The organism is Mesorhizobium sp. M7A.F.Ce.TU.012.03.2.1, from assembly GCF_004006095.1.
Lineage (GTDB): Bacteria > Pseudomonadota > Alphaproteobacteria > Rhizobiales > Rhizobiaceae > Mesorhizobium.
In genome coordinates, this window is the sequence record NZ_CP034779.1 from 4,938,347 (window position 1) to 4,961,137 (window position 22,791).

Annotated in this window: 27 protein-coding genes; 24 read left to right on the forward strand and 3 right to left on the reverse strand. The window is 61.4% G+C overall.

All coding sequences use genetic code 11. The annotated features are described in order from the left end of the window. Positions 1 to 6: 6 nt before the first annotated feature. From rplX to rplQ, 15 genes are all read left to right on the forward strand, one after another. The gene (gene rplX, locus EJ079_RS24425; RefSeq protein WP_013531428.1) at positions 7 to 321 is read left to right on the forward strand and encodes a 50S ribosomal protein L24; all 315 of its coding nucleotides are present in this window, start codon (positions 7 to 9) and stop codon (positions 319 to 321) included. Further along, the gene (gene rplE, locus EJ079_RS24430) at positions 314 to 892 is read left to right on the forward strand and encodes a 50S ribosomal protein L5 (RefSeq protein ID WP_127270613.1); all 579 of its coding nucleotides are present in this window, start codon (positions 314 to 316) and stop codon (positions 890 to 892) included. The genes rplX and rplE overlap by 8 nt, the downstream gene beginning before the upstream one ends. Positions 893 to 919: 27 nt before the next feature. Further along, complete coding sequence (gene rpsN, locus EJ079_RS24435; protein WP_013895695.1) at positions 920 to 1,225, forward strand: 30S ribosomal protein S14; 306 nt, start codon at positions 920 to 922, stop codon at positions 1,223 to 1,225. A 12-nt stretch (positions 1,226 to 1,237) separates the two neighbouring features. Further along, positions 1,238 to 1,636, forward strand: coding sequence for a 30S ribosomal protein S8 (rpsH, locus tag EJ079_RS24440; RefSeq protein ID WP_013531431.1), 399 nt, complete (start codon positions 1,238 to 1,240; stop codon positions 1,634 to 1,636). An 89-nt stretch (positions 1,637 to 1,725) separates the two neighbouring features. Further along, on the forward strand, positions 1,726 to 2,259 hold the full coding sequence (gene rplF, locus EJ079_RS24445; RefSeq protein WP_127810386.1) for a 50S ribosomal protein L6: 534 nt from the start codon (positions 1,726 to 1,728) through the stop codon (positions 2,257 to 2,259). A gap of 124 nt (positions 2,260 to 2,383) precedes the next feature. After that, a complete protein-coding gene (gene rplR / locus EJ079_RS24450) occupies positions 2,384 to 2,743 on the forward strand; it encodes a 50S ribosomal protein L18 (RefSeq protein ID WP_027038735.1) in 360 nt (119 codons plus the stop codon). A 148-nt stretch (positions 2,744 to 2,891) separates the two neighbouring features. After that, positions 2,892 to 3,455 (forward strand): 30S ribosomal protein S5, encoded by a 564-nt coding sequence (gene rpsE / locus EJ079_RS24455; protein ID WP_127810387.1) that lies wholly within the window; start codon positions 2,892 to 2,894, stop codon positions 3,453 to 3,455. A 24-nt stretch (positions 3,456 to 3,479) separates the two neighbouring features. After that, complete coding sequence (rpmD, locus tag EJ079_RS24460) at positions 3,480 to 3,677, forward strand: 50S ribosomal protein L30 (RefSeq protein WP_006205449.1); 198 nt, start codon at positions 3,480 to 3,482, stop codon at positions 3,675 to 3,677. 22 nt (positions 3,678 to 3,699) lie between these two features. After that, positions 3,700 to 4,176: a 50S ribosomal protein L15 gene (gene rplO / locus EJ079_RS24465; RefSeq protein ID WP_013531434.1), complete on the forward strand. Its 477-nt coding sequence runs from the start codon at positions 3,700 to 3,702 to the stop codon at positions 4,174 to 4,176. 192 nt (positions 4,177 to 4,368) lie between these two features. Continuing rightward, entirely contained in the window at positions 4,369 to 5,709 is a 1,341-nt protein-coding gene (gene secY, locus EJ079_RS24470; protein ID WP_027038734.1) for a preprotein translocase subunit SecY, read from the forward strand. Further along, complete coding sequence (locus EJ079_RS24475; protein ID WP_013531436.1) at positions 5,706 to 6,302, forward strand: adenylate kinase; 597 nt, start codon at positions 5,706 to 5,708, stop codon at positions 6,300 to 6,302. Before secY ends, EJ079_RS24475 begins: the two co-directional genes overlap by 4 nt. Before the next feature lie 210 nt (positions 6,303 to 6,512). Further along, positions 6,513 to 6,881 carry a 30S ribosomal protein S13 gene (rpsM, locus tag EJ079_RS24480; protein ID WP_013531437.1) on the forward strand — a complete coding sequence of 123 codons (369 nt, stop codon included), beginning with the start codon at positions 6,513 to 6,515 and terminating at the stop codon, positions 6,879 to 6,881. 161 nt (positions 6,882 to 7,042) lie between these two features. Beyond that, complete coding sequence (gene rpsK, locus EJ079_RS24485; RefSeq protein WP_006205444.1) at positions 7,043 to 7,432, forward strand: 30S ribosomal protein S11; 390 nt, start codon at positions 7,043 to 7,045, stop codon at positions 7,430 to 7,432. Positions 7,433 to 7,534: 102 nt separating this feature from the next. Continuing rightward, entirely contained in the window at positions 7,535 to 8,545 is a 1,011-nt protein-coding gene (locus tag EJ079_RS24490) for a DNA-directed RNA polymerase subunit alpha (protein ID WP_023812081.1), read from the forward strand. Between the two features lie 104 nt (positions 8,546 to 8,649). Then, a complete protein-coding gene (gene rplQ, locus EJ079_RS24495) occupies positions 8,650 to 9,081 on the forward strand; it encodes a 50S ribosomal protein L17 (RefSeq protein ID WP_013531439.1) in 432 nt (143 codons plus the stop codon). A 22-nt stretch (positions 9,082 to 9,103) separates the two neighbouring features. Here rplQ and EJ079_RS24500 read toward each other — a convergent pair whose 3' ends face one another. Beyond that, positions 9,104 to 9,808 (reverse strand): hypothetical protein, encoded by a 705-nt coding sequence (locus EJ079_RS24500; RefSeq protein ID WP_127396165.1) that lies wholly within the window; start codon positions 9,806 to 9,808, stop codon positions 9,104 to 9,106. An 84-nt stretch (positions 9,809 to 9,892) separates the two neighbouring features. Here EJ079_RS24500 and EJ079_RS24505 point away from each other — a divergent pair, with 84 nt between their 5' ends. The 8 genes from EJ079_RS24505 to EJ079_RS24540 all read left to right on the forward strand — a co-directional run bounded on the left by EJ079_RS24505 (position 9,893) and on the right by EJ079_RS24540 (position 19,025). Beyond that, positions 9,893 to 11,380: a DegQ family serine endoprotease gene (locus EJ079_RS24505; protein ID WP_127810388.1), complete on the forward strand. Its 1,488-nt coding sequence runs from the start codon at positions 9,893 to 9,895 to the stop codon at positions 11,378 to 11,380. 48 nt (positions 11,381 to 11,428) lie between these two features. Continuing rightward, a complete protein-coding gene (locus EJ079_RS24510) occupies positions 11,429 to 12,736 on the forward strand; it encodes a replication-associated recombination protein A (RefSeq protein ID WP_127810389.1) in 1,308 nt (435 codons plus the stop codon). 171 nt (positions 12,737 to 12,907) lie between these two features. After that, positions 12,908 to 13,738 carry an aspartyl/asparaginyl beta-hydroxylase domain-containing protein gene (locus EJ079_RS24515; RefSeq protein WP_127396447.1) on the forward strand — a complete coding sequence of 277 codons (831 nt, stop codon included), beginning with the start codon at positions 12,908 to 12,910 and terminating at the stop codon, positions 13,736 to 13,738. Between the two features lie 66 nt (positions 13,739 to 13,804). Continuing rightward, the gene (gene crcB, locus EJ079_RS24520; protein ID WP_127810390.1) at positions 13,805 to 14,179 is read left to right on the forward strand and encodes a fluoride efflux transporter CrcB; all 375 of its coding nucleotides are present in this window, start codon (positions 13,805 to 13,807) and stop codon (positions 14,177 to 14,179) included. 62 nt (positions 14,180 to 14,241) lie between these two features. Further along, positions 14,242 to 15,222 carry an RluA family pseudouridine synthase gene (locus EJ079_RS24525; RefSeq protein ID WP_127271590.1) on the forward strand — a complete coding sequence of 327 codons (981 nt, stop codon included), beginning with the start codon at positions 14,242 to 14,244 and terminating at the stop codon, positions 15,220 to 15,222. Positions 15,223 to 15,269: 47 nt separating this feature from the next. Continuing rightward, positions 15,270 to 16,142: a DMT family transporter gene (locus tag EJ079_RS24530; RefSeq protein ID WP_164873986.1), complete on the forward strand. Its 873-nt coding sequence runs from the start codon at positions 15,270 to 15,272 to the stop codon at positions 16,140 to 16,142. A 12-nt stretch (positions 16,143 to 16,154) separates the two neighbouring features. Continuing rightward, complete coding sequence (locus tag EJ079_RS24535) at positions 16,155 to 16,943, forward strand: ATP12 family chaperone protein (RefSeq protein ID WP_127810392.1); 789 nt, start codon at positions 16,155 to 16,157, stop codon at positions 16,941 to 16,943. Positions 16,944 to 17,135: 192 nt separating this feature from the next. Continuing rightward, positions 17,136 to 19,025 carry an MFS transporter gene (locus tag EJ079_RS24540; RefSeq protein WP_127396443.1) on the forward strand — a complete coding sequence of 630 codons (1,890 nt, stop codon included), beginning with the start codon at positions 17,136 to 17,138 and terminating at the stop codon, positions 19,023 to 19,025. 96 nt (positions 19,026 to 19,121) lie between these two features. On the opposite strand, the gene EJ079_RS24545 is transcribed toward EJ079_RS24540, so the two are convergent. Next, the gene (locus EJ079_RS24545) at positions 19,122 to 19,319 is read right to left on the reverse strand and encodes a DUF2735 domain-containing protein (protein WP_127396442.1); all 198 of its coding nucleotides are present in this window, start codon (positions 19,317 to 19,319) and stop codon (positions 19,122 to 19,124) included. A 316-nt stretch (positions 19,320 to 19,635) separates the two neighbouring features. On the opposite strand from EJ079_RS24545, the gene EJ079_RS24550 reads away from it, so the two are divergent. Beyond that, the gene (locus tag EJ079_RS24550) at positions 19,636 to 20,676 is read left to right on the forward strand and encodes a glutamine synthetase beta-grasp domain-containing protein (RefSeq protein WP_127260164.1); all 1,041 of its coding nucleotides are present in this window, start codon (positions 19,636 to 19,638) and stop codon (positions 20,674 to 20,676) included. 703 nt (positions 20,677 to 21,379) lie between these two features. Here the strand turns inward: EJ079_RS24550 and glnA are convergent. Beyond that, a complete protein-coding gene (gene glnA, locus EJ079_RS24560; protein ID WP_027038720.1) occupies positions 21,380 to 22,789 on the reverse strand; it encodes a type I glutamate--ammonia ligase in 1,410 nt (469 codons plus the stop codon). Between the last annotated feature and the right edge of the window lie 2 nt (positions 22,790 to 22,791).

Consider the following 22,791-nt stretch of genomic DNA (forward strand, 5'->3'; position numbering starts at 1 on the left):
GGACCAATGCAAAAGATTAGAAAAGGCGACAAGGTCGTCGTGCTGGCCGGCAAGGACAAGGGCCGTTCGGGCGAAGTCCTCTCGGTGCAGCCGAAGGAAGACACCGCGCTGGTGCGCGGCGTCAACATGATCCGTCGTCACCAGAAGCAGTCCCAGTCCCAAGAGGGCGGGATCATCACCAAGGAAGCGCCGATCCAGCTGTCGAACATCGCGCTGGCCGACCCCAAGGATGGCAAGCCGACCCGCGTCGGTTTCATCTTCCAGAAGGACGGCAAGAAGGTGCGCGTCGCCAAGCGCTCGGGAGAAGTCATCAATGGCTAAGGCTCAATCCAAGCAGGCGACCGCGAACAACACGCCGCGCCTCAAGCAGGTCTACAACGAGACCATCCGCAAGGCGTTGCAGGAACAGTTCGGCTACGACAACGAGATGCAGGTTCCGCGCATCGACAAGATCGTGCTGAACATGGGCGTTGGCGAAGCGACCGCCGATTCCAAGAAGCCTTCGATCGCGGCCGAAGACCTGGCGATGATCGCCGGCCAGAAGGCCGTCGTCACCCGCGCCCGCAACTCGATTGCCGGCTTCAAGGTCCGCGAGAAGATGCCGATCGGCGCCAAGGTCACGCTGCGCAAGGAACGCATGTACGAGTTCCTCGACCGTCTCGTGAATATCGCACTGCCACGCGTCCGCGACTTCCGCGGGCTCAATCCGAAGAGCTTCGATGGCCGTGGCAACTACGCCATGGGCATCAAGGAACACATCGTGTTCCCGGAGATCAACTACGACAAGGTTGATCAGATCTGGGGCATGGACGTCATCGTTTGTACGACTGCGAAGACGGACGACGAAGCCAGGGCATTGCTCAAGGCTTTCAACTTCCCCTTCCGCCAGTAACGGCAGCGAGAAAAGGAAAAATCTGAAATGGCAAAGACCAGCTCAGTCGAGAAGAACAACAGGCGCCGCAAGCTTGCCGACCAGTACGGTCCCAAGCGCGCTGCCCTGAAGGCGATCATCATGGATCAGTCCAAGCCGATGGAAGAGCGTTTCCGCGCTCAGCTCAAGCTTGCCGCCATGCCGCGCAACTCGGCCAAGATCCGCATCCGCAACCGCTGCGAAGTCACCGGCCGTCCGCGCGCCTACTATCGCAAGCTCAAAGTATCGCGCATCGCGCTTCGTGATCTCGGCAATAACGGCCAGATCCCGGGCCTGGTCAAGTCGAGCTGGTAAGGAGGACATAACATGTCATTGAGCGATCCTCTCGGCGATATGCTGACCCGCATCCGCAACGCGTACGGCCGCAAGAAGTCGAGCGTTTCGACGCCGGCTTCGCGTCTGCGCACCCGCGTCCTCGACGTGCTGAAGGCTGAAGGCTATATCCGCGATTACAGCCAGACCGACTTCGACAACGGCAAGTCCGAAATCGAGATCGAGCTGAAGTATTTCGACGGCGCGCCGGTCGTGCGCGAAATCGCCCGCGTCTCGAAGCCAGGCCGCCGCGTCTATGTTTCGGCCAAGTCGATTCCGCAGGTCGCCAACGGCCTCGGCATCGCCATCCTTTCGACACCGAAGGGCGTGATGGCCGACCATGAAGCACGTGAACAGAACGTCGGCGGTGAGATTCTCTGCCAGATCTTCTGATCTGGCAGTTGACCGCAAAGTGGAATCCGGTCTCCGGATCGTTCCCGAAGACAGAGACCTGAAACAAGAGAAGTGACGAGGACAACAAAATGTCTCGTATTGGAAAGAAACCCGTTTCGCTGCCGCAGGGCGTGACCGCGACCGTCAACGGCCAGACCGTGACGGCGAAGGGCCCCAAGGGTGAGCTGAAGTTCGTGGTGAACGACGAAGTGCTGGTCAAGATGGAAGGCAGCGAGATCGCTGTCCTGCCGCGCGACCAGACCAAGACCGCCCGCTCCAAGTGGGGCATGTCGCGCACGCAGATCGTCAACATCCTGCAGGGCGTCAAGGACGGTTTCGAGAAGAAGCTCGAGATCACCGGCGTCGGCTATCGCGCGGCACTTCAGGGCAAGAACCTGCAGCTGGCGCTTGGCTTCAGCCATGACGTCGTCTATGAGACGCCGGCCGGCATCACCATTACCGTGCCGAAGCCGACCGAAATCACCGTGGCCGGCATCGACAAGCAGCAAGTCGGCCAGGTTGCGGCCGAGATCCGCGAGTATCGCGGTCCCGAGCCCTACAAGGGCAAGGGCGTCCGCTATGCCGGCGAGAAGATCGTCCGCAAGGAAGGCAAGAAGAAGTAGCGGGCCTGGCCTCGAGAAGTTGAGGCCAAGCCAAGAAGTGTAACGCCGCGGGGAGCGGTCGCGGGAGGCGCTTTCGCCTACCGCATATGGCGGCCCCCGTTTTTTGAAGGCAAGGAAGACCATCATGGGTACCAAGGAATCCACGCAGCGCCGCGCGCAGCGCGTCCGTCGTCAGATCAAGAAGGTCGCCGGCGAGCGTCCGCGTCTGTCGGTCCACCGCACGTCGAAGAACATCTACGTGCAGGTCATCGACGACGCCAAGGGCCACACCATCGCTGCCGCTTCGACGCTCGAGAAGGACCTCAAGGGTTCGCTCAAGACCGGCGCCGACACCGCCGCCGCCGCCGCGATCGGCAAGCTGATCGCCGAGCGCGCCACCAAGGCCGGCGTCAAGGAAGTCGTCTTCGACCGCGGTGCCTACATCTATCACGGCCGCGTCAAGGCGCTCGCCGAGGCTGCCCGCGAAGGTGGCTTGAGCTTCTAAGCATAGTCCCGAAAAGTTGCAGACTTTTCGGATAGGGATTATGCGAAGGAATTGATTTCGCCCCCGGTGACCGTTTCCCGATTTATTCGGGGCGAGGCACCGGATCTTATCAGCAACCGTGCTTCCGGAAAAAAACAAGGAACAGGATATGGCACAGGAACGTAGGGATGGCGGCCGCGGCCGCGATCGTGAAGAACGCGATGACGGCATGGTGGACAAGCTCGTCCACATCAACCGCGTCGCCAAGGTCGTCAAGGGCGGCCGTCGCTTCGGTTTTGCAGCACTCGTCGTCGTCGGCGACCAGAAGGGCCGCGTCGGCTTTGGTCACGGCAAGGCGCGCGAAGTGCCGGAAGCCATCCGCAAGGCAACTGAATCGGCCAAGCGCGACATGATCTTCGTGCCGCTGCGCTCGGGCCGTACGCTGCATCACGACGTCGAAGGACGCTGGGGTGCTGGACGCGTGCTGCTGCGCGCCGCCAAGCAAGGTACCGGCATCATCGCCGGTGGCCCGATGCGCGCTGTCTTCGAGACGCTCGGCATGCATGACGTGGTCGCCAAGTCGATGGGTTCGTCGAACCCCTACAACATGGTTCGCGCCACCTTCGACGCGCTGAAGAGCCAGATGCATCCCAAGGATGTGGCTGCTGCTCGCGGCATCAAGTATTCGACCCTTCAGGCCCGCCGCGGCAACGCCGTTGCGGCTGAAGAATAGTCGATCTGACCAGGGATTTTGACCATGGCCAAGAAAGCAACCAAGACCATCACCGTTGAGCAGATCGGTTCGCCGATCCGCCGTCCGAAGGAGCAGCGCGCGACGCTGGTCGGCCTCGGCCTCAACAAGATGCACAAGCAGCGCACGCTGGAAGATACGCCCTCCGTGCGCGGCATGATCGCTGCCGTCCAGCATCTCGTCCGCGTCGTGGACGAGGGCTGAGCCAGAGCGCAGGAGAACTCAGATGAAACTCAACGATCTGCGTGACAAGGACGGCGCGACGCACTCCAAGAAGCGTCTCGGCCGTGGTATCGGCTCCGGCTCCGGCAAGACCGGCGGTCGCGGCGTCAAGGGCCAGAAGGCGCGCTCCGGCGTCGCCATCAACGGCTTCGAGGGCGGCCAGATGCCGCTCTACCGGCGCCTGCCGAAGCGTGGCTTCAACAACATCTTCGCCAAGAGCTTCACCGTCGTGTCGCTGGCCCGCATCCAGGTGGCCATCGACGCCAAGAAGCTCGACGCCAAGGCGACCGTGACGGCTGAATCGCTGGTTGCCGCCGGCGTCATCCGCCGCGTCAAGGACGGCGTGCGCATCCTCTCGGACGGCGAGATCAAGGCGAAGCTCGCCTTTGACGTTGCCGGCGCCTCCAAGGCCGCGATCGAAAAGATCGAAAAGGCCGGCGGTTCGGTCAAGCTGCCGCAGGAAAAGGCAGCTGCCGAGTAACGGCAATTTGAAGCGCGATCGGCAGGAGTGGGATCCGTTTTTGCTCACGATTGCGCTTTGATCTGCTCAACGAGGCGGCCGCGTCAACGCGGCCGCTTGCATGTTTAGAGCCCGGAGCTTATCTCGTGAGCTTCGGTGAAACGCGCCGCCTGACCTCAGGGCCATCAAGCGTTACCAAGCGGAGAATCAGGCATGGCTTCGGCTGCTGAACAATTAGCCTCGAATCTGAATTTCTCGGCCTTCGCCAAGGCGGAGGATTTGAAGAAGCGCATCTGGTTCACGATCGGCGCGCTGCTTGTTTATCGCCTCGGCACCTACATCCCGCTTCCCGGTATCAATCCCGACGCCTTCGCCCAGGCCTTCTCTTCGCAGAGCAAGGGCGTGCTTGGCATGTTCAACATGTTCGCCGGCGGCGCCGTGCAGCGCATGGCGATCTTTGCGCTCGGCATCATGCCTTACATCTCCGCCTCCATCATCATGCAGCTGATGACTTCGGTCATCCCGTCGCTGGAAGCGCTGAAGAAGGAAGGCGAACAGGGCCGCAAGGTCATCAACCAATACACGCGCTACGGCACGGTGCTGCTTGCGCTGGTTCAGGCCTATGGCATTTCTGTCGGTCTGGAAGGCGGCAACGGCATCGTCAGCGATCCCGGCATGTTCTTCCGCATCTCGACCGTCGTCACGCTGGTCGGCGGCACCATGTTCCTGATGTGGCTGGGCGAGCAGATCACCGCGCGCGGCATCGGCAACGGCATTTCGCTGATCATCTTCTCCGGCATCGTCGCCGGCCTGCCGCACGCCATCTCCGGCACGCTGGAGCTTGGCCGCACCGGCGCGCTGTCGACCGGCCTGATCCTGGCGATCATCGTGCTGGCCGTCGTCGTCATCGCGCTCATCGTGTTCTTCGAGCGAGCCCAGCGCCGCTTGCTGATCCAGTACCCGAAGCGCCAGGTCGGCAACCGCATGTTCCAGGGCGATACCTCGCATCTGCCGCTGAAGCTCAACACGTCGGGTGTCATTCCGCCGATCTTCGCCTCGTCGCTGCTGTTGCTGCCGGCCACCGTCGCGGGCTTCTCGCAGACGGCCAACATGCCGGCCTGGGCCAGCACCATCCTGGCCGCGCTCGGCCATGGCCAGCCGCTCTACATGGCATTCTATGCGGCGATGATCGCGTTCTTCGCCTTCTTCTACACTGCGATTGTCTTCAACCCGAAGGACACCGCCGACCAGCTCAAGAAGCATTCGGGCTTCATCCCGGGCTATCGTCCGGGCGAGCGCACCGCCGATTACATCGATTACGTTCTCACCCGCATCACCGTCGTCGGCGCCATCTATCTGGTGCTGGTGTGCCTGTTGCCGGAGTTCCTGATCTCGGCGACTGGCGTACCATTCTACCTTGGTGGCACATCGCTTCTGATCGTGGTCAGTGTCACGCTCGATACGGTTGCGCAGATTCAGGGGCACCTGATTGCGCACCAGTATGAAGGCCTGATCAAGAAGTCGAAGCTGCGCGGGGGGAAGAAAGCCAGATGAGGTTGATATTGCTTGGGCCGCCAGGAGCGGGCAAGGGGACGCAAGCACAAAGACTGGTAGAAAAACACGGCATACCCCAGCTCTCGACGGGCGACATGCTGCGTGCTGCCGTCCAGGCAGGCACCGAAGTCGGCAAGCGCGCCAAGGCGGTGATGGATGCCGGTGAACTGGTGTCCGACGCGATCGTCAACGCGATCGTCGCCGAGCGTATCGATCAGCCCGACTGCGCCAAGGGGTTCATCCTCGACGGTTATCCGCGGACCCTGGTGCAGGCGGATGCGGTCGAGCAGATGCTGTCGGATCGCTCCCAGGGCCTCGACGCCGTCATTGAGCTCGTGGTCGACGACAAGGCCCTGGTTGGCCGGATCGTCAAGCGCGCCGACGAGGCGCAGGCCGCCGGCCTTCCCGTTCGCAAGGACGACAACCCGACCGTGTTCGAAGAGCGCCTGAGGGAATACTACAAGAAGACGTCGCCGCTGATTGGCTACTACTATGCCAAGGGCAAGCTCCGCAGTGTCGACGGCATGGCCGATATCGACGCCGTGACGGAACAGATCGAAGCGGTGCTCAAGGACGCAGTGCGGGGAAATTAACGATTGCACTTGACGGAGGCGGTTCGCTGCGGTATGGCGGCCCGTCTTCCTATCAGGCATGAGCTTTGCTTGTCCGCAAGGGCAAGGCAGCCGCATTGAACTGGAAACTCCCGCATGGGCCGGCCTCCACCGGACGCGGGGCAACTTAAGACAGCGCCGTGCCCGCCTCGTTTTTGAGGATTGGCCGGCCCACATGGAGAAGGGAAGAACATGGCTCGTATAGCCGGCGTCAACATTCCGACCAACAAGCGCGTTGTCATTGCGCTTCAATACATTCACGGCATTGGCAAGCGGTTCGCCCAGGAGATCGTCGACAAGGTCGGCATCCCGGCCGAGCGCCGCGTCAACCAGCTGACCGACGCGGAAGTGCTGCAGATCCGCGAAACCATCGACCGCGATTACCAGGTTGAAGGCGACCTGCGCCGCGAAGTCTCGATGAACATCAAGCGGCTCATGGACCTCGGCTGCTACCGCGGCCTGCGTCACCGCCGCTCGCTGCCGGTCCGCGGCCAGCGCACGCATACCAATGCGCGCACCCGCAAGGGCCCGGCCAAGTCGATCGCCGGCAAGAAGAAGTAATTTTTTAGGGGAATAAGGGAGTAGGGGAGTAAGGCAGTAGGGAATGCCCGCCAGTCGGGTCGCACTTTTCCCTACTCCCTTACTGCCCTATTCCCCTACTCCCTTACGAAGGTGGAGCCGCTGGCATTACGGCGGTGTAGAGATCAACTGAAAGGACTATCATGGCCAAGGAAGCCGCTCGTGTTCGCCGTCGCGAACGCAAGAACATCTCGTCGGGCGTTGCCCACGTCAATTCGACCTTCAACAACACGATGATCACCATCACCGACGCGCAGGGCAATTCGATTGCCTGGTCGTCGGCCGGTGCCCAGGGCTTCAAGGGTTCGCGCAAGTCGACCCCGTTCGCTGCCCAGATGGCTGCCGAGGATGTTGCCAAGAAGGCCCAGGAACACGGCATGCGCATGCTCGAAGTCGAGGTCTGCGGACCCGGCTCCGGTCGTGAATCGGCACTGCGCGCCCTGCAGGCGGCCGGCTTCACCATCACCTCGATCCGTGATGTGACGCCGATCCCGCACAATGGCTGCCGCCCGCGCAAGAAGCGTCGCGTCTAAGCATTTACCGAACGCCGCGCGAGCGCCTTTGGGCGCTCCTCCGCGGCATTCCAGGTCGCCCGCCACGATTGGATGGTGGCGGGTCAACGGAAGGAAAGCATCATGATCCAGAAAAATTGGCAGGAACTGATCAAGCCGAACAAGATCGAGTTCTCGTCGAAGAAGAAGACGCTGACCACGCTGGTCGCCGAGCCTCTCGAGCGTGGCTTTGGCCTGACGCTGGGCAACGCGCTGCGCCGCGTGCTTCTGTCTTCGCTGCGCGGTGCGGCTGTTACCGCCGTGCAGATCGACGGCGTTCTGCATGAATTCTCGTCCATCGCCGGCGTGCGCGAGGACGTGACCGACATCGTCTTGAATATCAAGGAAATCGCCATCCGCATGGAAGGCGATGGTCCCAAGCGCATGGTCGTTCGCAAGCAGGGACCGGGTGCTGTTCTTGCCGGCGACATCCAGACGGTTGGCGACGTCGAGATCCTCAACCCCGACCACGTCATCTGCACGCTGGACGAAGGCGCTGAAATCCGCATGGAATTCACCGTCGACACCGGCAAGGGTTACGTGCCGGCCGACCGCAACCGCGCCGAAGACGCGCCGATCGGCTTGATCCCGGTCGACAGCCTTTATTCGCCGGTCAAGAAGGTCTCCTACAAGGTCGAGAACACCCGCGAGGGCCAGGTTCTCGACTATGACAAGCTGACCATGACGATCGACACCGACGGTTCGATCACCGGCGAGGACGCGGTGGCTTTCGCCGCCCGCATCCTGCAGGACCAGCTCGGCCTGTTCGTCAACTTCGACGAGCCGCAGAAGGAAGTCGCCGCCGAGGCCGTCACCGAGCTCGCCTTCAACCCGGCGCTGCTCAAGAAGGTCGACGAACTCGAGCTTTCGGTGCGTTCGGCCAACTGCCTGAAGAACGACAACATCGTCTATATCGGCGACCTGATCCAGAAGACCGAAGCCGAGATGCTGCGCACCCCGAACTTCGGCCGCAAGTCGCTGAACGAGATCAAGGAAGTCCTGGCGGCGATGGGCCTGCACCTCGGCATGGAAGTGCCGGACTGGCCGCCGGAAAACATCGAAGACCTCGCTAAGCGTTACGAAGACCAATATTGAGCATGAATTCCAAGGATGGGCGGCGTGGGCCGCTCGATCCGACGGTCATGCGGAAAACCATCAGAGGCCACGGCCTCTTGAACAACTGAAGAAGGAAAAGAGCCATGCGCCACGGTTTCAAAGGCCGTCGCTTCGCACGAAGCATTAGCCATCGCAAGTCGATGTTCGCCAACCTCGCCGTGTCGCTGCTCGAGCACGAGCAGATCGTCACGACCTTGCCGAAGGCGAAGGACCTGCGTCCGATCGTCGAGAAGCTGGTGACGCTCGGCAAGCGCGGCGACCTGCATGCCCGCCGCCAGGTCATTGCCCAGATCGGCAATGAAGGCGTCGTCAAGCGTCTGTTCGACACCATCGCGCCGCGCTACGCCAACCGCAATGGCGGCTATCTGCGCATCATGAAGGCGGGCTTCCGTCACGGTGACAACGCCGCCATGGCCGTCATCGAGTTCGTCGATCGCGACGTTTCGGCCAAAGGCGCCGGCGACCGCGCTCGCATCGAAGCCGAAAGCGCTGACGCGGACGCCGCAGCCGCATAAGGCTCGGTTTTCCCAAATGAGTTCAAAGGGGCCTGCGGGCCCCTTTTTTGTTTGCCGATGTTTGCTGTCCATCGGCCAGCGCCAGGTACTGGCTTCCGCTCAACAGCTTCCAATCGAATGCACCCGGTACCTCTTCAGTCTTCGGGTAAGGATATGAATAGATACTGTCGAGGACGGCTCGAGAATCGATTTTCGCCATCGCTTGCGACGGGGAGGAGGCCTTCAAATAGGTTTCGGCATCTTGGTTGCCGATGAAGTCGGCAGCCACATGAAAATTTATCTGAATCGGTCCGGCGCAGATGTTCATCCCGATGTCATGGCCGGATGCCGCGTAGAAAACCTTGGCCTGATCTGGAGTCCAAAGGCCGGCACCCAGGAACTCTGATGGCTTTGTCTTTCCGCTGAACCCGTCCAGGGAGAGTGCAAAGCGAGTGGTGAGAGCCTCCAAATCGCCTTTGAGGTAACTGGCCTGCTCAATTTGAAACCAGTTCATCTGGCGAGGCGGCGTGATATCAAAGGAAATTTCGAGCTTTCCGAACGTCCAGTAATCTGGATCGACATGCTCAGGCATGCCGAGCACTTCGACAATCTCGGCCATTGTCATGTCGGGGGAGATCGGCCCCAAGCTACCGGTCTTCAAAAAGTCACGGAAAGACAGGAGTTGTTTTTTCATCAGGGCCACGAGGTTTTCGGTTTCAAGGTCAGCTGTAGCTGTTTTGCTGCCCAAAATAGTCGGATTTCAGCGGCTTAGCCTTTCATTTTGCACAATCGTCGGGACAATGCCCCCGAACTTGCCTTGGAGGATTCGCGAATGCGCGCCAGAAGACTGCCCCTTGTTCTGCTTTTCGCCATCATGGCGTTTGCGGCCGCACCGGTGGTCAGGCAGGCATTGGCCGAGGAGACGAAGACCGATCCCGGCCTGTCCGATGTGCTGACCGACCTGCTGCATGGCGTGGAAGGCGAAAACGCCACGGCTGGTCCCGACAAGCGCGTACCCTTCGGCCGCGAGGAGGTGCAATTGTCGTTTGCGCCGCTGGTCAAGCAGACAGCCCCGGCCGTGGTCAACGTCTATGCCTCGCAGACGGCCAAGGTCACGTCGCCTTTCGACGGCGATCCGTTCTTCGAGGAATTCTTCGGTCGCTCGCAGCCGCGTGCACAGTCTTCGCTCGGCTCCGGCGTGCTGGTCGATCCGACCGGCGTCGTGGTCACCAATTACCACGTCATCAAGGATGCCGACCGGGTCAAGGTGGCGACCGCTGATGGGCGTGAGTTCGACAGCAAGGTGCTGCTCAAGGACGAGACACTCGACCTCGCCGTGCTCAAGATCACCTCGGACAAGCCGTTTCCGGTTATCGCCATCGGCGATTCCGACGCGCTTGAGGTCGGCGACCTGTTGCTGGCCATCGGCAACCCCTTCGGCGTCGGCCAGACCACCACCAGCGGCATCGTCTCGGCACTGGCCCGCAGCCATATCGGCGTCTCCGATTCCAGCTTCTTCATCCAGACCGACGCCGCCATCAATCCTGGCAATTCCGGCGGCGCGCTGATCAACATGGGCGGCCAGCTGGTCGGCATCAACACCGCCATCTACAGCCGCAGCGGCGGTTCGATCGGCATCGGCTTCGCCATTCCCTCGAATATGGTCCGCGCTTTTGCCGACGCGGCCAAGGCCGGGCTCGACTTCTTCGAGCGGCCCTATATCGGCGCCGAGTTCGAAGCGGTGACGCCGCAGATCGCCGAATCGCTCGGCATGGAGAAGCCGACCGGTGCGCTGGTCTCGTCGGTCGAAGCGACCGGTCCGGCCGGCAAGGCAGGACTCAAGCCCGGCGACGTGGTGCTGCAACTCAATGGCAAGCCGGTCGAGAGCATCGAGGCGCTGGACTACCGGATGGCGACGCTGTCGATCGGCACCACCGCCAATTTCGCGGTTTTGACCAAGGGCCAGCAGGCGGCGATGGATATTGCGCTGGAGCGTGCTCCGGAAGGCATGAAAGCTGCCGAGGTGACGCTGCATGGCCGCAGCCCGTTTTCGGGCGCCAAGGTCGCGGAGCTGTCGCCCCGGCTCGCGCAGCGGCTTGGCCTGCGCACGGACATCAAGGGCGTCACCGTGGTCGACATCAACCGCGATTCTCCGGCCGCCGATTTCGGCTTCCAGCCGGGCGACATCGTGCGCGAGGTGAACGGCACCACCATCGATACCGCGGCGACCCTGGAGTTGGCGGCCAGGACGGATACGCGCTGGTGGCGCTTTACCGTCGAGCGTGGCGGGCAGATAATGCGTCAGGTGTTGCGTTATTAGGGCTGGGTTCCGTGCATTCGGGCTCATGCTCCAACGAAAAAGAAGTGCATGGCCGATCTGTTCAGCGTCGATGAACCGGAAAAGACCCCGCCCGGGCGGCCGCTGGCCGACAGGCTGCGGCCGAGAAACCTTGGCGAGGTCGTCGGCCAGGAGCATCTGACCGGCCCTGACGGCGCGCTGACCCGGTTGATCGGTTCCGGCTCGCTCGGCTCGATGATCTTCTGGGGGCCGCCCGGCACCGGCAAGACCACCGTGGCGCGCCTGCTTGCCGGCGAAACCAGCCTGGCCTTCGAGCAGATATCGGCTGTCTTTTCCGGCGTCGCCGACCTGAAAAAGGTGTTCGAAGCGGCCAAATTGCGCCGCACCAATGGCCGCCAGACCTTGCTGTTCGTCGACGAGATCCATCGCTTCAACCGTGCCCAGCAAGACAGCTTTCTCCCGGTCATGGAGGACGGGACAGTCGTGCTGGTTGGCGCCACGACCGAAAACCCGTCCTTCGAACTGAATGCCGCTTTGTTGTCACGCGCGCGCGTTCTGGTCTTCCATTCGCTTGGCGAGGAGAGCATCTCCAAGCTGATGGTGCGGGCGGAGGAGACCGAGGGCAGGGCGCTGCCGCTCGACGACGAGGCGCGGACCATGCTCATCCGCATGAGCGATGGCGACGGCCGGGCCTCGCTGACGCTCGCGGAAGAAGTCTGGCGGGCAGCCAAACCCGGCGAGGTCTTCGATCCCCAGGGACTGCAGCGCATCGTCCAGCGCCGCGCGCCGATCTACGACAAGGGCCAGGACGGCCATTACAATCTGATCTCGGCGCTGCACAAATCGGTACGCGGTTCAGACCCTGACGCGGCTCTCTACTATCTCGCACGCATGTTCGATGCCGGCGAGGATCCGCTCTATCTAGGCCGCCGGCTGGTGCGCATGGCGATGGAAGACATCGGCCTTGCCGACCCGCAGGCGCTTGTCGTCGCCAATGCCGCCAAGGATGCCTATGATTATCTTGGCTCGCCCGAGGGCGAGTTGGCGTTTGCCGAGGCCACCGTCTATCTCGCCACCGCGCCCAAATCCAACGCCGTCTACAATGCTTTCAAGGCTGCCACGCGGGCCGCGAAGGAACACGGCTCGCTGCTGCCGCCCAAGCACATCCTCAACGCACCGACAAAGCTGATGAAAGAGGAGGATTACGGCGCCGGCTATCGTTACGACCATGACGAGCCGGATGCCTTTTCGGGGCAGGATTATTTTCCCGAGAAGATGGGCCGCCAGACCTTCTATGATCCGCCCGAGCGCGGCTTCGAGCGCGACATCAGGAAGCGGCTCGACTATTGGGCGAAGCTGCGCAAGGAGCGGGAGTAGCAGGCTTGCGTGAGGCCGTTGACCAGATCCACCAGGCAGCCAGCCGGCCACGATAGCAGGGCCGTTGTGTGGTAACCCAAAAAACCTTATCAAGGCGCACGACCGGGCGGTGGTCGTTGCCGTGATTTGGGCACTTCATTCGCAACAGGATCGCGCTCCGCGCGTGGAAAAATGACAAAAACCCTTCGCAAGTCCCTTCGCAAATTCGCCATTGCCATCCCGCTTCTCGCCCTTGGCTTCTATTTCATTCCCATCCTGACGACGATCTTCATCATCTGCGGCCTGATCGACGTGCTGCGCAACGACCGCAAGGATCTGTCGCTGTTCTCAGGCTATTTTCTCGGCAACGGCCTGTTCACCTGGCTGCTTTCGCCGTTCAATCTGCTGGTCGACCTCTTGTGCTACAGAAATCCAGGTGTCTGGAAGCTGGAGCAGTTTCCCGCCGACTATCAGCGCGAGGTCAACGAGGTCCTGGACATCTTCAAGGCGCGCAAGGATGAGATCATTGCCGATATCGACGCCAATTTCGGCGCCGGCCGGCGCGGCATGTATGTCTACCAGTGGTACGGCAAGCACAGGATCGACAACGTCGCCGAGTTCAACAAGGATTTCAAATACATCAAGACCATAGCCGTTTCCGTCTTCAGCAAGCGCGAATCGACCTCCTGGCATTTCGGCCCGCTGCGGCTCAGCCTGCGCATTCTCTACAATCTGATCCCGGTTAAGTCGGAGATTTTCGTCGAGTGCGGCAACGTCAAGAATTATTGGTACGACAATCCGCTGTTCATCTTCGACGACACGCTGCTGCATCGCTCGGTCAACGAGTATGACGGACGCCGCTACTGCGTGTTCATGGACATCATCCGGCCGTCTCCGGTTCCCAGACTGATCGCGGGCATGCTCTCAATCGTCTCGGTCAGCGTCGAGCGCATCAATTCCATGTTCTACAAGAACTGGAAGATGATCGGTTCGACCAAGCCGAAGAATGCCGAGACGACCTGAGCAGGCAATCGCTCAATGCAGCTGGCGGCATCGGCTGAATTTGAATAGCCCGGGGAAGTACCGAAGATGTTCAATCTGCTTCTCGTCGTCGTCGGTGGCGGCATCGGCGCCGGAATTCGTCACCTTGCCAACATCGGCGCGCTGCGTTTTGTCGGCCCCAGCTATCCCTGGGGCACGATGGCCATCAACATCATTGGCTCCTTCGCCATGGGGCTGTTCATCGCCTCCATGATGCGCCGTGGCGGATCGAACGAGGTCAGGCTGTTCGTTGCTACCGGCATTCTCGGCGGCTTCACCACCTTCTCCGCCTTTTCGCTCGATTTCGCGACGCTGTGGGAGCGGGGAGCCACGCTGCCTGCGCTGGGTTATGCCCTTGCCAGCGTCATTGGCGCCATTATCGCCCTGTTTCTGGGACTTTGGCTCGCAAGAAGCCTGCCTTAGTGCTATTGCCGCGCCAAGAACAGGCCGAGCTTCGCTCGGGAAACGGATAAGCGACAAAAAACATGGCAGGCGTTGAACAGATCACGGTGGAGGCCGGCGAGGCGGGCATGCGGCTCGACCGCTGGTTCAAGACCCATTTCCCGGGCCTTGGTTTCGGCCATTTGCAGAAGCTTCTGCGCTCCGGCCAGATCCGTGTCGATGGCGGTCGGGTCAAGGCCGACACCCGTGTCGAGCCCGGCCAGATGGTTCGCGTCCCACCGCTCGAGGTCGACAAGAAGGGCGAGAGTGCGCTGACCGGCCACTCGATCCGCAACCAGGGTGATGCCGATGTCCTGTCGAAAATGCTGATCCATGAAGATCCCAAGGTTTTCGTCTTCAACAAGCCGGCGGGCCTTGCGGTGCAGGGCGGCTCGGGCGTCACCCGCAATGTCGACGACATGCTGGAGGCCTGGCGCAGCCAGAAGGGCGAGAAGCCCAGACTGGTTCACAGGCTCGACCGCGACACTTCGGGTGTTCTGGTCGTCGCCCGCACCCGGCTGGCCGCCATGAAGCTCTCGGAAGCGTTTCGCGCCCGCGAGACCAAGAAGACCTATTGGGCGCTGGTCAAGGGCGTGCCGCCCAAGCGCGAGGACAAGATCTCAACCTGGCTGATCAAGGAGCCGACGCCGGACGGTGACCGCGTGCGGGTCGCTGCGCATGGCGAAAAGGGCGCCGATCACGCCGTCTCCTACTACCGCATCATCGAGCAGGCTGCGCAGACGATGACCTGGCTTGAAATGGAGCCCTATACGGGCCGCACCCACCAGCTTCGTGTCCACGCCGCCTACATCGGCTGCCCGATCCTGGGCGATCCGAAATATTTCGAGGCCGACACCAACTGGGACTTTCCAGGGGGCATTCAAAACCGCCTGCATCTGCACGCCCGCCGCATCATCATTCCGCATCCCGACAAGGGCGTCATCGATGTCACCGCGCCAATGCCGCCGCACATGCGCCAGAGCTGGAACCTGATCGGCTTCGACGACGCCAGCGCGGAGGACTGATCGTGAGCGGCGCCAGTGACGCGCTCGACCGGCGCGACACGGTCGACATGGCCGCCGCCGCCATCATGGTCGGGCTGACCTTTTCCTGGGGGTTGAATTACGTCGCCGCCAAGATCTCCTACGCTGGCTATGACCCGGTCTTCCTGTCGATCGCGCGCTCGATCATCGGCGGCCTATGTGTCTTTGCCTGGTGCCGGTGGCGCGGCATCGCGCTTTTCACGCGCGACGGGACCTTGCTCGCCGGCATCGTGGTTGGCGCGCTTTTCGGCATCGAGTTCCTTTGCCTTTATGTCGGCCTGGAGCATACGACCGTTGCCCGCAACACGCTGCTGGTCAACACGATGCCGTTCTGGATGCTGCTCGGCGGCCATTTCCTGCTCGGTGAGCAGATCACATTGAGGAAATTCCTTGGCCTGCTGCTGGCCTTTGCCGGCCTTGTCGCGGTGTTTTCCGACAAGCTTGGCGGCGGCGGAGACATGCTGTTCGGCGATCTGCTGAGCCTTGGCTCCGGATTCTTTTGGGCTTTGACCAACATCCTCATCAAGCGCTCGAAGCTGGTCGAGGCGAGCGCCGAGAAGCTTCTGCTTTACCAGCTCGCCGGGGCAGCGATCGTCGGGGTCTTGGTGCTGCCTCTCGCCGGCCCGCCCGTTCGCGACCCAACCGTGCTGCCGACCTTGGCGCTGCTCTTCCAGGCTGTCTACATCGTCGCCTTCACCTATGTGCTGTGGTTCTGGCTGTTGCGGCGCTATCCGGCGTCAGGCCTGTCCAGTTTCACTTTCCTGTCGCCGGTTTTCGGCGTGCTGTGCGGCGCCATGTTCTTGAATGAGCCGCTGACCATGCGCATTTTCCTGGCACTTGGCCTGATTGCCGCCGGCCTGATCATCGTCAACCGGCCGGTGCGCAAGCTGACGCCGGTGTAAGAGAGACCTTCTATGCGTGATATCCTGAACGACCTTGAAGCCGGCAAATATCTTTCCGACCCGGATCCTGTGCGCCGCGCCCAGATCCAGATGAAGACGCCTGTGCCGAAACGCTTCTACAAGACCGTCTCGGTCGCGCCGGTGGAGGAGGGGTTTGCCGTGTATCTCGACGGCAAGCCGGTGCGCACGCCCGGCAAGGCGCTGCTGGCGGTGCCTACCGAAGCGGCAGCCGCGCTCGTCGCCGACGAGTTCGCCGCCCAAAGCGAGACCATCAATCCGGTGACGATGCCGGTGATGCGCCTCGTCAACACCGCCATCGACGGCGTCGCCAGCGACCCGCAGGCGGTGCTGGAGGACATTCTGCGCTTTGCCTCGTCCGATCTGCTCTGTTACCGCGCCGACGCGCCGCAAGGGCTGGTGGAGCGGCAAAACCAGCATTGGGATCCGGTGATCGACTGGGCGAGGGCACTCGGAGCCCGCTTCAATCTGGCCGAGGGCATCATCCATGTCGAGCAGCCGCGTGAGACCATCGCGGTGCTGGGCAGCCATCTTGCCCAGCGAACGGAGCCGCTGCGGCTCGCCGCCATCCATGTGATGACGTCGCTCACAGGTTCGGCGCTGCTGGCGCTGGCTGTCGATTTCGGTGAACTCGATGCCGATTCTGCCTGGGCCGCTGCCCATGTCGACGAGGACTGGCAGATCGAGCATTGGGGGCAGGATGCGGAGGCCGTAGCCCGCCGCGCGGCTCGCAAGCACGACATGATGGCTGCTGTCGGCCTGCTGCAAGCGCTCAAGGGCTAAGGGGTTTTCCCAGCTCGCCCGGTTTCATCCCGCAGTGCACCTAATACCAAAGTCATAATCCCAAAGACGCGCTGCCTTTGGCGGGCGCTTTCTGTCATTTTTCTCGAATGGCTGTCGTTGAGTCCGTGCTCGGAGGAGAGCGCGGACGGTGTCGCGCAGCATCGAGAACGGGTCTCACGGGAGGATAACGAAATGGCAATAACATCGACCGCCGGCGGAGCAAGCCGCGGCATGACGCGGGAGGAGAAGAAAGTCATCTTCGCTTCCTCGCTCGGCACCGTTTTCGAATGGTATGATTTCTATCTCTACGGCTCGCTGGCAGTGTTCATTGGTTCGACCTTTTTCAGTCCAGCCATCCCGGAAGCGACCCGCAATATCTTCGCGCTGCTGGCTTTCGCCGCAGGCTTCCTGGTGCGCCCGTTCGGCGCATTGCTGTTCGGCCGCATCGGCGATCTTGTCGGCCGTAAATATACCTTCCTCGTCACCATGACGATCATGGGCCTGTCGACCTTCCTGGTCGGCTTGCTGCCTGGCTATGCGACCTTGGGCATCGCAGCTCCGGTGATCCTGATCATCCTGCGCATGCTGCAGGGCCTGGCACTGGGTGGCGAATATGGCGGCGCGGCCACTTACGTCGCCGAACATGCGCCGGACAACCGGCGCGGCTACTACACCTCGTGGATCCAGACCACGGCGACGCTCGGCCTGTTCCTGTCGCTGGTTGTGATCCTGATCGTACAGGCTTCATTGAGTAAGGAAAACTATGCTGCCTGGGGTTGGCGTATTCCGTTCATCGTGTCTTTCCTGCTGCTCGGCATCTCGATCTGGATTCGGCTTTCGCTTTCCGAATCTCCGACCTTCCAGCGCATGAAGGATGAGGGCAAGGGCTCCAAGGCGCCGCTGACGGAAGCCTTCGGCCAATGGAAGAACGCCAAGATCGCACTGCTGGCGCTGCTCGGCCTCACCGCCGGTCAGGCCGTGGTCTGGTACAATGGCCAGTTTTACGCGCTGTTCTTCCTGACCAACGTGCTCAAGGTCGACGCGCAGTCGGTCAACATCATGATCGCGATCGCCCTGGCGGTCGGCTCGATCTTCTTCGTCGTCTTCGGCTGGCTCTCCGACAAGATCGGCCGCAAGCCGATCATCATGGCGGGCCTTGCCTTAGCGATTGTATGCACCTTCCCGCTGTTCAAGGCACTGACCTGGGCTGCCAATCCGGCGCTTGCCACAGCCCAGCAGAACACGCGGGCGACGGTGACGGCGGCACCTGGAGATTGCAAGTTCCAGTTCAATCCGGTGGGTACCGCGAAGTTCACGACATCCTGCGATATCGCGACCTCGTTCCTGACCAAGAACTCGGTTCCCTATGACGTCGTGTCGACGGCCGCCGCCGGCACACCCGCATCTGTCAAGATCGGCAACGAGACGGTCGAGTCCTATGACGCCATCGCCGCCGGCGATCAGGCCAAGACCAAGGAAGCCGCCTTCATCAAGGCCGTCAACATGTCGCTGCAGGACGGCGGCTATCCACTGAAGCGCGCGGCAGCCAAGGTTGCGGACCAGAAGCTCGATGCGTTTGTTGCCGCCAACCCGGAACTGAAGCTGGACGCCGCTGCCATCCGTGCCGGTGAGAAGGCGACGGTGCCGATCGACCAGGCAGTCAAGGACAAGCTGCTGACCACCGACGAGGCGGCGGGCGCACCCGAAGTCACCGTCTACAACATTCCGGGTGGTGGCGCGTTCGCGATGTTCGCCGATCCTGCAGCAGTGAACTGGCCAATGACGATCGGCATCCTGTTCATCCTGGTGCTGTTCGTGACCATGGTCTATGGGCCGATCGCGGCGATCCTGGTCGAGATGTTCCCGACCCGCATTCGCTACACCGGCATGTCGTTGCCCTATCACATCGGCAATGGCTGGTTCGGCGGCCTGCTGCCGGCAACCGTGTTCGCGCTCAGCGCCTACAAGGGCGACATCTACTATGGCCTTTGGTATCCGGTGGTGATCGCGGCGATAACGCTGGTCATCGGCATGATCTTCGTCAAGGATACGCTCGGCACCGACCTGCACGCCAAGGAGTAGGCAGGCCCGGTGTTCAAAAGAAAGCCCGGCGCGAGCAATCGCGCCGGGCTTTCTCTTTTCAGGTCAATTCGTTGGCGAGGGCTGCTGCCCTTTGTGTCAGCTCTTGCGGCCCCGGGTCTCATCCTCGATGGCTGCCTCATGGTACCAGCCGTCGCCGAAGTCTGCGCGGGCACCACGCAGCGAGGCAAGCTCTGCCGCAAACTTAGCCTTGCCGCTCAAATTTGAGGCAGTGGCGCGCGCTGCCGCCGGGAACATCAAAATCTTGGCCGACGGTCGTGTGGAAATGATTTCCATTGCCGGGTTCCTTTCTTCTGCCGAACCTTTTCGATTCAACTTGATCCGAAGATAAGGTCTGCAATCAAGTTAGGCAATATGCCTATGAAAAGATCAGCAATTGCATACTATTTGTGCAAAGAACGACTGTGATTGATCGGAACGCATCGCTTAGGCGGATCACCGATTTCGAGTGGGTACCGGGTCAATTTTGCCGCACCCTTCACACCAAGAATGGCACACGAATTGCATTTTAAGAATGCGGCAGGCCGGCTGCTGACGGCAGACGCATGTCGACGCCGTTCAGTGTTCGGTGATCAAGCAACGAGAGGCTAGAATGACGAAATACAAGCTCGAGTATATCTGGCTCGATGGATATACCCCGGTCCCCAACCTTCGCGGCAAGACGCAGATCAAGGAATTCGCCGAATTCCCTGATCTCGAGCAGTTGCCGCTGTGGGGCTTCGATGGTTCCTCGACCCAGCAGGCCGAAGGGCACAGCTCTGATTGCGTGCTGAAGCCGGTTGCGGTCTATCCGGATCCCGCCCGCACCAACGGCGTGCTGGTCATGTGCGAAGTCATGATGCCCGATGGCGTCACGCCGCATGCCTCCAACAAGCGCGCCACCATCCTCGATGACGAGGGCGCCTGGTTCGGCTTCGAGCAGGAATATTTCTTCTACAAGGACGGCCGGCCGCTCGGCTTCCCCGAGAGCGGCTATCCCGCACCCCAGGGTCCGTACTACACCGGCGTCGGCTATTCCAATGTCGGCTCCGTCGCGCGCCAGATCGTCGAGGAGCATCTCGACCTCTGCCTCGCCGCCGGCATCAACCACGAAGGCATCAACGCCGAAGTGGCCAAGGGCCAGTGGGAATTCCAGATTTTCGGCAAGGGCTCCAAGAAAGCCGCCGACCAGATGTGGATGGCCCGCTATTTGATGCAGCGCCTGACCGAGAAGTACGGCATCGACATTGAATACCATTGCAAGCCGCTCGGCGACACCGACTGGAACGGCTCGGGCATGCACGCCAATTTCTCGACCGCCTATATGCGCGAAGTCGGCGGCAAGGCCTATTTCGAAGCGCTGATGGCTGCCTTCGACAAGAACCTGATGGATCACATCGCCGTCTACGGCCCGGACAACGACAAGCGTTTGACCGGCAAGCACGAGACCGCGCCGTGGAACCGGTTCAGCTATGGCATTGCCGACCGTGGCGCCTCGATCCGCGTGCCGCATTCCTTCATCAAGAGCGACTACAAGGGTTATCTGGAAGACCGCCGTCCGAACTCGCAGGGCGACCCCTACCAGATCGCCTCGCAGATCCTGAAGACGATCGCCTCGGTTCCGGCAAGCGCTCAGGTTTCGGCCGCCGCGTAAGCGTTTCGGGCTGCATGACAAGATGACCCCGGCGTTTCGCGCCGGGGTTCTTTTTTGGCCGTTACCCGGCTGACGGCATTCCTGGTAAAACATACCCAGAAAAAGTCAGGGAATTCACGCGGTCGCAAATCGCCCGGAAGTTCTGGCCGCAGCCATGTGAGCCTCCGGCGATCACTCCCTATAAAGCCCGGAAAAGCGCCTTTTCCAGCCCTTATCTGGGGCAATGGACCTTCCATAAGCATCTGTTCATACAGCAGAATCGGTCATTCGCGGCCCGGCTTGCAGCGTTGACAGATCACGCTACGGCATGCGTATTCGCAGGCCTTGGGGTTACGTCACGCAATGCTGTTCGGACGGGCGGGGTTTTCTGAACGGCGGCATTGGCGTGGGCGCCGGACGAGCGGTCACTGTAGCCTGAGACAGTGCTCCGCTCGCTCCTGGCTCCAACGTTGGCGACCGACCGGCCGCCTTGATCTTCACTGGACATCGCCGAGTAGTGATTGAAGTCACCGGACCGACGCTCAAGCCGGCCGCTCCTATGGACCAGTAGGTCCAAATCCGGCTGTCCATGCGCGGCTGCCGCGCAGGCGAGACATGCCGATCGGCTGGCAATTCCTATTGGAGCGCAGCAAAAAGCCCTTGAAAGAGGGAAGTCTTTCAAGGGCTTGGTTATTATGGAGTATCTTAGTCTGAGATTGAAGCCTCAGACGGAGTAGTACATGTCGTATTCGACCGGATGCGGGGTCATTTCGAAGCGCATCACTTCGGCCATTTTCAACTCGATGTAGCTGTCGATCTGGTCGTCGTCGAAGACGCCGCCAGCCTTCAGGAAGCCGCGGTCCTTGTCGAGGCTTTGCAGGGCTTCGCGCAGCGAGCCGCAGACGGTCGGGATCTTCTTCAGTTCCTTCGGCGGCAGGTCGTAGAGATCCTTGTCCATCGGCTGGCCGGGATGGATCTTGTTCTTGATACCGTCGAGGCCGGCCATCAGCAGCGCGGAGAAGGCGAGGTAGGGGTTCGCGCCCGGATCGGGGAAGCGGACCTCGACGCGCTTGGCCTTCGGCGACGAGCCGAACGGGATACGGCAGGACGCCGAGCGGTTGCGCGCCGAATAGGCGAGCAGAACCGGCGCTTCGTAACCCGGCACCAGGCGCTTGTAGGAATTGGTCAGCGGGTTGGTGAAGGCGTTGATCGCCTTGGCATGCTTGATGACGCCGCCGATGAAGAACAGGCAGCTTTCCGACAGACCGGCATATTCATTGCCGGCGAAGGTCGGCTTGCCGTTCTTCCAGATCGACATGTGGACGTGCATGCCCGAGCCGTTGTCGCCGAAGATCGGCTTCGGCATGAAGGTCGCCGTCTTGCCGTAGGCATTGGCGACCTGGTGCACGACATATTTGTAGATCAGCATCTTGTCGGCGTTACGTACCAGTGCGTCGAACTTGATGCCGAGTTCGTGCTGGGCCGCCGCCACCTCATGGTGGTGCTTTTCGACCCGCACGCCCATCTCGGCGAGCACGGTCAGCATTTCCGAGCGCATGTCCTGCGCGCTGTCGATCGGCGGCACCGGGAAGTAGCCGCCCTTGACGCGCGGACGGTGGCCGAGATTGCCGGTCTCGTAGTCGGTGTCGTCGTTCGACGGCAGTTCCGTGGAGTCGAGCTTGAAACCGGTGTTGTAGGGATCGGCCTTGTACTTCACGTCGTCGAAGACGAAAAATTCGGCTTCCGGGCCGACATAGATGGTGTCGCCGATGCCTTCGGCCTTCATGTAAGCCTCGGCCTTCTTGGCCGTGCCACGCGGATCGCGGTTGTAGGATTCACCCGAAACCGGATCGAGGATGTCGCACAGGATGACCATGGTCGACTGGGCGAAGAACGGATCCATGTGGACCGTTTCCGGGTCGGGCATCAGCACCATATCGGACTCGTTGATGGCCTTCCAGCCGGCAATCGACGAGCCGTCGAACATCACGCCATCGGCGAACATGTCTTCCTCGACCTCGATGACATCCATCGTCACGTGTTGCAGCTTGCCCTTCGGGTCTGTGAAGCGCAGGTCGACGAATTTCACGTCGTTGTCCTTGATCTGCTTCATGATGTCTTTGGCTGTCGTCATGT